The following is a 6000-nucleotide window of genomic DNA, read 5'->3' on the forward strand; positions in this document are numbered from 1 at the left end:
TTTTAAACGACTATTTATGTAAAAAAATATATTTTTGAATTTTACTATAACTATTTAAACCAAGCTATTGATATGACCAACATTACTTTAAATTTAAAATCTCCCAGAATAGAAGTGGTAGATGCCTTACGTGGTTTTGCCATTATGTCTATTATGTTACTTCATAATGTTGAACATTTTGAATACTTTCATTTGCCCGAAAATTTTCCAGCTTGGCTTGTAGCTTTGGATAAAATAATTTGGGATACTTTATTTTTTCTTTTTGGAGGAAAGTCTTATGCCATTTTTGCACTTCTTTTTGGGTTTAGTTTTTATATTCAAAATGATAATCAAGCTAAAAAAGGGAATGATTTCCGTGGTCGATTTTTTTGGCGCATGATGCTATTATTAGTTTTTGGACTTATAAATACAGCATTTTATCAAGGAGACATTCTGACTTTATATGCTTTTCTAGGGCTTTTATTGATACCGGTTGTTAACTGGAGTAACAAAGCTATCTTTATTACGGCTGTTATCTTGATGTTGCAACCTTTAGAATGGGGAAGGTGTATTTATTATATACTGAATCCGGATTATATAGCGCCGCCTAACGTATCAACGGGATATTATGAAAGTATTGCACTTTATATGAAAAATGGTTCTTTCGTAGATTATGTAGTTGGAAACTTGACATTAGGAAAAATCGCTTCTCTATTATGGTCTTGGGAAAATGGAAGGTTTTTTCAGGCTCCGGCTTTATTTATGTTTGGGATGTTACTGGGTCGAAAACAACTTTTTAATGCAACCGATGCAAACCAGCAGTTTTGGAAAAAAGTATTACTATACTCAAGTATTTTATTTATACCATTATTTGTATTAAAGACGCATACGGTAGATGTTATAGCCAGAGTAACGTTATCTAATAAACTCACAATTATATTTGCTTCTTGGTCAAACGTAGCATTTATGTTAGTTCTCGTTTCAGGATTTGTTTTATTGTATCAAAAGGATTCTGTTAATAAAGTATTGTCTAAGCTTATTCCTTTTGGAAAAATGAGTTTGACTAATTACATCATGCAATCTATGATTGGTTCCTTTATTTATTATCGATACGGATTAGGACTTTTTGAATATACGGGAGCAACATATTGTTTATTGATAGGTATTGTGTTATTTATTATCCAATTGTTATTTTGCACCTGGTGGCTTAAAACCCATAAACAAGGACCTTTAGAAACTATTTGGCACAAAGCTACCTGGATTTCATGGGGCAAATAAAAAATGACTCTATTTTCTCTCTTTATAATTATAAAATCATAAATCGGAATTCGTATATTTGCAAAACCAAACAACACACTTTACAATGAGTCAAAAAGTATTACTTACTGCAAAAGAAGTTACTATCATATTACATCGTTTGGCCTGTCAATTAATTGAAAAACACTTAGATTTTTCAGACACTATTTTAGTAGGTATTCAACCAAGAGGCGTTTTTTTAGCAGAACGTTTGAAAGAAATATTAGAAAAAGAATACCAAACACCTGAAATTCAATTGGGCTATTTGGATATTACTTTTTTCAGAGATGATTTTCGAAGAACAGATAAGCCATTAGAAGCAAATAAAACCAAGATTAATTTTATCGTTGAAAACAAAAAAGTTATTTTCATTGATGATGTTTTATTTACAGGACGAAGTATTCGTTCAGCTTTAACAGCCATTCAATCTTTTGGAAGACCATCAGAAATAGAACTTCTAGTTTTGATTGACAGACGTTTTAGCCGTAATTTACCTATTCAACCGGATTATAGAGGGAGACAGGTAGATGCCATCAATAACGAAAAAGTCAAAGTGAGTTGGAAAGAAAATGAAGGTGAAGATGGTGTATATTTAATTACAAGTTAGATACTGATTTGTTTAAAAGTCTAACATTAAAAACTAATAATCGTAAAAAGAAATGAAAGAATTAAGCGTAAATCATTTATTAGGAATAAAATACATCAACAAGAATGATATTGACCTAATTTTTGAAACAGCCGATCATTTTAAAGAAGTTATCAATCGACCAATTAAGAAAGTACCTTCCTTACGAGATATTACCATTGCCAATATTTTTTTCGAAAATAGCACTAGAACAAAACTCTCTTTTGAATTAGCACAAAAACGTTTATCTGCCGATGTTATTAGCTTTTCGGCGGCTCAATCTTCAGTCAAGAAAGGGGAAACATTAATAGATACCGTGAATAATATACTTTCGATGAAAGTAGACATGGTGGTGATGCGACATGCTAATCCTGGTGCAGCTTATTTTCTTTCCAAAAATGTAAAAGCCAGCATAGTAAACGCAGGAGATGGAGCACATGAGCATCCTACACAAGCTTTATTAGACAGTTATTCGATTAGAGAAAAACTAGGCGAAGTAGCCGGAAAAAAAGTAGTTATTGTAGGTGATGTTTTGCACTCCAGAGTGGCCTTGTCAAATATATATGCGTTGCAAATGCAAGGAGCTGAAGTAAAAGTGTGCGGACCAAAAACGTTGATTCCAAGATACATTGAATCGCTTGGTGTTACAGTAGAGCCTAATTTGATAAAAGCGCTTGAATGGTGCGATGTGGCAAATATGTTACGCGTGCAAAACGAAAGAATGGATGTGAATTATTTTCCATCTACAAGAGAGTATACTCAACAATATGGAGTTGATAAAACGATTTTGGATTCCCTAAATAAAGAAATCGTAATTATGCATCCAGGACCAATCAATCGTGGTGTCGAAATTACCAGTGAGGTGGCTGATTCACAACAATCGGTGATTTTAAACCAAGTCGAAAATGGTGTTGCAATTAGAATGGCCGTAATTTATCTTTTGGCATCAAAAATTCAGTAATTTAATATAAAACTTTGTAAATTAGCTATTTATAAATTCTCTACCTTGAGTAGACTTAGAAATTAAAAAGATGAAAGTAGATCAAAAAGGACACACAATTAGCATTAGAGATACGCAAGGTGATTTTACCTCTTTTTTAATGAAGGTTACTCATCAATATAAGACATTTGAAAAGCATAATCTAATCATAGATCTTTTGCTGTACAAAGATTTATCAGCGGGTAATATAAAATTATTTATGCCTTTATCAAAACTTCATAAAAAAGCTAAAAAATCATTTGTTATTGTTACTTCTGATTTTGATTACAATGCCGTTCCAGAGAAATTAACTGTTGTTCCTTCTTTATTAGAAGCACATGATATTATTGAAATGGAAGAGATTGAAAGAGATTTAGGATTTTAGATAAGTTTATTCGGTTACTGGTTTAGCCGCCTGATTTATTTAACCATATAAGCATAACCGATTAAACAGTTAAACAAATAACCGAATAATTTAAATTGAAACTAACAATCCTTGGTTGCTATGCAGCTACACCCAGAACTTTTACGAATCCAACCTCACAGATTTTAGAAATAAAAAACAGAATTTTTCTGATTGATTGCGCAGAAGGAACCCAAGTACAATTGCGGAAAAATAAAATCCGATTTTCTAAGATTAATCATATCTTCATTTCTCATTTACATGGAGATCATTTTTTTGGACTAATAGGATTAGTATCTACTTTTACTTTACTGAACAGAACTACCGATTTACATATTTATGGTCCAAAGGGAATTCAAGAAATCATCAAGTTACAATTGAGATTGTCTAATTCATGGACTAATTATGGTTTGTTCTTTCATGAATTAGAATCCAACGAAAGCGAAGTGATTTTTGAAGATGAAAAAGTTTTGGTAAAAACTATTCCTTTAAAGCACCGTGTATATACGAATGGGTTTTTGTTCCAAGAAAAAGCAGCACCGAGAAAACTTAATTTGGATGCTGTTCAAAATTATGAAATTGATACTTGTTATTATCAAAAAATAAAAAACGGAAAAGACATTACTTTAGAAGATGGCCGAGTTATTGAAAATGATAAATTAACATTTGATCCTATTCCTGCAAAAAATTATGCTTTTTGTTCTGATACCGCATATAATGAAGCTATAATTCCAATCATTGAAAATATTGATGTTTTATACCATGAATCAACTTTCTTGCAATCAGAAGAAAATTTAGCTAAAAAGACTTTGCATTCCACAGCAAAAGAAGCGGCTACAATTGCTTTGAAATCTAATGCAAAGCAATTAATTTTAGGGCATTATTCTACTCGATATGAAAATATTGACCTTTTTAAAGAAGAAGCCGCAACTATTTTTCCGGAAGTGCTTTTGGCAGATGATGGAAAAAACTTTGAGTTTTAAATAAAAATAATTTATTTCATCTGAATTCACATTTGGTATTTGATATTCTTAAACTGAATCATTCAAATATCTAATAATCTTAAAATAAAAATCATGAACGATTTAAGTAACTATAGAAAATCTTACGAAAAGAGTGAGCTATTAGAATCAAATATTCCTGAAGACCCAATAAACCTTTTTAACAGGTGGTTTCATGAGGTAGAGGACTTTGGCGGTGATAGCGAAGTTAACGCTATGACGGTATCAACAATAGGATTAGATGGGTTTCCAAAGGCCAGAGTAGTTTTGTTGAAAAAATTTAATGAGGAAGGATTTATTTTTTATACCAATTATAATTCAGAAAAGGGTAGGGCTATTGCCCAAAATTCTAAAATTTGCCTTTCTTTTTTTTGGCACACTATGGAACGCCAGGTTATTATTAAGGGTATTGCCCATAAAACTACAGAAACGATTTCAGATAATTATTTTGAATCCAGACCTGACGGTAGCAAGTTAGGCGCAATAGTTTCTAACCAAAGTGAAATTGTCCCTTCCCGAGAATTTTTAGAAGAAAATCTAAAAGAGTTAGAAAAGGATTTTGATGGTATGGTTATTCCTAGACCAAAACATTGGGGAGGATTTTTTGTGACACCTTTAGAGGTAGAATTTTGGCAAGGAAGACCTAATAGATTGCATGACAGAATTAGATATAGTAGTCAAGAAGATTTTTCATGGAAAATTGATCGCTTATCACCATAATGTAAGAAAATTATATATTTAATTATTTTTATTATGTATTTAGTCGATTATTTTTGGTAGTTTAACGATAAAATAAGTATGTTTGAATAAGAAATAAGAACATATTATTTATTTATTAAAGAAGTTTGCCCCACAATCTACTTTAAACTTAAACTACTATATTATGAAAATAAAATTACTTCGCGCAATATTCCTTGTTATTGTTATTTGTACAATGAATTCTTGTTCTTCAGATAATTCTGAGACACAAACTACTGAAGCAACTGCACAAAAAGTAGTAAGTTATTCTTATAATTCTATTGAGTTAGAAACAATGGATTTAATCAATAAACACAGAATTAGTGTTGGATTAAAACCTTTGGAAAAAATCAATCATATGTCTTTCAAGTCAGAAGAACATGACAATTACATGATTGTTAATAATGTAGTTAATCATAATGATTTTGTAGCTCGCTCTGAAAATATAATTAAAACTTTAGGAGCTAAAACTGTAAGTGAAAATATTGCTTACAATTATAACACTCCTGAGGCAGTTTTAAGTGCTTGGTTAGCAAGCCCTAGTCACAAAGCTAATATCGAAGGTGATCACACTCATTTTGGAATTGCAATTAAAGAAAATCCTGCAAATGGTAGAAAGTATTACACTAATATTTTCGCAAAAATATAGTTAGAGTTTGTTTTTTAAACTAAAAGGCTGTCTTATCCCCAAAAGACACCCTTTTATATTTATCAAGAATTTAAAAGATAATTAATAAACGTATAGCTAGTTTTAATTTGGTTGTTTGAATAGAAAAGTACAATGAAATAATTTTCATTGTACTTTTTTGTTTTGAGCAATTATCGGTTGGATTTTAGTGGATCAATACGAAAAGTTGTGGAACAGTAAAAATTAAGCATAAATATTGGTTAGCCTAAAAAGGAAGTATTCAATGTTTCTAATCTCTCTGAATTGAGATCTAAATGCTTTTATTTTTGCATTGAATGATTCTGCTGATGC

The 6000-nt window shown here is 30.9% G+C and carries 7 protein-coding genes; all 7 read left to right on the forward strand.

Annotated features, from left to right (window positions below; translation table 11 throughout):
• Positions 1–72 precede the first annotated feature (72 nt).
• The 7 genes from QLS31_RS09875 to QLS31_RS09905 all read left to right on the forward strand — a co-directional run bounded on the left by QLS31_RS09875 (position 73) and on the right by QLS31_RS09905 (position 5670).
• Positions 73–1257 carry a DUF418 domain-containing protein gene (locus tag QLS31_RS09875; protein ID WP_199716370.1) on the forward strand — a complete coding sequence of 395 codons (1185 nt, stop codon included), beginning with the start codon at positions 73–75 and terminating at the stop codon, positions 1255–1257.
• 85 nt (positions 1258–1342) lie between these two features.
• The gene (gene pyrR / locus QLS31_RS09880) at positions 1343–1882 is read left to right on the forward strand and encodes a bifunctional pyr operon transcriptional regulator/uracil phosphoribosyltransferase PyrR (protein WP_091168558.1); all 540 of its coding nucleotides are present in this window, start codon (positions 1343–1345) and stop codon (positions 1880–1882) included.
• A gap of 52 nt (positions 1883–1934) precedes the next feature.
• Positions 1935–2861, forward strand: coding sequence for an aspartate carbamoyltransferase catalytic subunit (locus tag QLS31_RS09885; RefSeq protein WP_282743708.1), 927 nt, complete (start codon positions 1935–1937; stop codon positions 2859–2861).
• A 70-nt stretch (positions 2862–2931) separates the two neighbouring features.
• The gene (locus tag QLS31_RS09890; RefSeq protein ID WP_282743709.1) at positions 2932–3264 is read left to right on the forward strand and encodes a ribonuclease Z; all 333 of its coding nucleotides are present in this window, start codon (positions 2932–2934) and stop codon (positions 3262–3264) included.
• 95 nt (positions 3265–3359) lie between these two features.
• Positions 3360–4265: a ribonuclease Z gene (locus QLS31_RS09895; protein ID WP_282743710.1), complete on the forward strand. Its 906-nt coding sequence runs from the start codon at positions 3360–3362 to the stop codon at positions 4263–4265.
• Between the two features lie 93 nt (positions 4266–4358).
• Positions 4359–5003: a pyridoxamine 5'-phosphate oxidase gene (gene pdxH / locus QLS31_RS09900; protein WP_282743711.1), complete on the forward strand. Its 645-nt coding sequence runs from the start codon at positions 4359–4361 to the stop codon at positions 5001–5003.
• Between the two features lie 163 nt (positions 5004–5166).
• The gene (locus tag QLS31_RS09905; RefSeq protein ID WP_282743712.1) at positions 5167–5670 is read left to right on the forward strand and encodes a CAP domain-containing protein; all 504 of its coding nucleotides are present in this window, start codon (positions 5167–5169) and stop codon (positions 5668–5670) included.
• The last annotated feature ends 330 nt before the right edge of the window (positions 5671–6000 follow it).

It is taken from the genome of Flavobacterium sp. XS2P24, from assembly GCF_030010285.1.
Taxonomy (GTDB): domain Bacteria; phylum Bacteroidota; class Bacteroidia; order Flavobacteriales; family Flavobacteriaceae; genus Flavobacterium; species Flavobacterium algoritolerans.

What these genes read in the sequence shown, in the direction of transcription:
- pdxH (WP_282743711.1), top strand. Translation starts at nt 4,359, where the DNA reads ATGAACGATTTAAGTAACTATAGAAAATCTTACGAAAAGAGTGAGCTA.
- pyrR (WP_091168558.1), top strand. Translation starts at nt 1,343, where the DNA reads ATGAGTCAAAAAGTATTACTTACTGCAAAAGAAGTTACTATCATATTA.
- QLS31_RS09905 (WP_282743712.1), top strand. Translation starts at nt 5,167, where the DNA reads ATGAAAATAAAATTACTTCGCGCAATATTCCTTGTTATTGTTATTTGT.
- QLS31_RS09875 (WP_199716370.1), top strand. Translation starts at nt 73, where the DNA reads ATGACCAACATTACTTTAAATTTAAAATCTCCCAGAATAGAAGTGGTA.
- QLS31_RS09890 (WP_282743709.1), top strand. Translation starts at nt 2,932, where the DNA reads ATGAAAGTAGATCAAAAAGGACACACAATTAGCATTAGAGATACGCAA.
- QLS31_RS09885 (WP_282743708.1), top strand. Translation starts at nt 1,935, where the DNA reads ATGAAAGAATTAAGCGTAAATCATTTATTAGGAATAAAATACATCAAC.